Raw genomic sequence first — 1,279 nt, forward strand, 5'->3', positions numbered from 1 at the left:
AGAGGTGGCTCGGTTTGTCTGAACAGGCTCGACGGCTTGATAAGTGGATCGTCTGCCGGGTTTTATGCCGCTGCGAGAAGCGGTTGATTGAAGTAGGCGTGGTCCGGAGTTTTCCGGCCCAGGCTCGAATGTGGGCGTCTTGCGTTGTAAAAGTCGAGGTACCGGCCGATCGATGTCCGGGCGTGGCTGACGGTCTCATAGGCCCGAAGATAGACCTCCTCGTATTTGATGGATTTCCAGAGCCGTTCGACGAAGACGTTGTCGCGCCAGGCGCCCTTGCCGTCCATGCTGATCTTGATGTCGCTGGCGAGCAGGACCTTGGTGAAGTCGATGCTGGTGAACTGCGATCCCTGGTCGGTGTTGAAGATCTCCGGCGGTCCGAAGCGAGCCAGCGCCTCCTCCACGGCCTCAATGCAAAAGTCAGCATGCAGCGTGATCGACAGGCGCCAGGTCAGGACGCGACGGCTGAACCAGTCGACGACTGCGGCGAGATAGACGAAGCCCCGGGCCATGGGGATGTAAGTGATGTCCATCGCCCAGACCTGATTGGGTCGCGTCACCGGCAGCTTTCGCAGGAGATAAGGGTAGATCTTGTGGCCGGGCGCCGGCTTCGAGGTGTTCGGCTTTCGGTAGATCGCCTCGATGCCCATCCGCTTCATCAGCGTCGCGACGTGAAGACGGCCGACGATGATCCCTTCACCGGCGAGGAGATCGCGGAGCATACGGCTTCCGGCGAATGGATACTCCAGATGCAGTTCGTCGATCCGGCGCATCAGCGTGAGGTCATTGTCGCAGACACCTCGCGGTTCGTAATAAACGGCGCCGCGGCTGATGCCGAGTTCGCGAGCCTGGGCGGCGGTCGGCAGATCATGAGACCGGTCGATCATCGCTTTGCGCTCGCCAACAGTCCGGCCTTGTCGAGCGCAGTTTCTAAAAAATCGTTGGCCAGCGTCAGCTCTCCGATCTTCGCGTGAAGCGTCTTCACGTCCACCGCAGGCGTGGCCGCAGACGAACGCGCCGGTCCGAAAACCTCGCGCGCTCCTTCTAGAAGCTGCGAGCGCCATTGCGTAATCTGGTTCGGATGCACGTCGAATTGCTGCGCCAACTCGGCCACGGTCTTCTCACCGCGCATGGCCGCGAGCGCGACCTTGGCCTTGAAGGCAGGGCTGTGGTTCCGCCTGGGTCTCTTGCTCATCGTCTCTCCTGATCTCGGCCATCCTGGCCGCCTTCAGGCAGACAATCCACTCAGCACGCTGTCCAATTTTCCCGAGCCACCTCT

Annotated in this window: 1 protein-coding gene; it reads right to left on the minus strand. The window is 61.0% G+C overall.

Annotation, left to right across the window (positions count from 1 at the left end; translation table 11 throughout):
* Positions 1–62: 62 nt before the first annotated feature.
* A protein-coding gene (locus tag VQ045_RS21715; protein ID WP_331831606.1) for an IS3 family transposase occupies positions 63–1,195 on the minus strand; the annotation gives its coding sequence in 2 pieces (ribosomal slippage) (positions 63–940 and positions 940–1,195; 1,134 coding nt in all).
* Between the last annotated feature and the right edge of the window lie 84 nt (positions 1,196–1,279).

It is taken from the genome of Aurantimonas sp. E1-2-R+4 (genome assembly GCF_036549515.1).
GTDB lineage: Bacteria > Pseudomonadota > Alphaproteobacteria > Rhizobiales > Rhizobiaceae > Aurantimonas > Aurantimonas coralicida_A.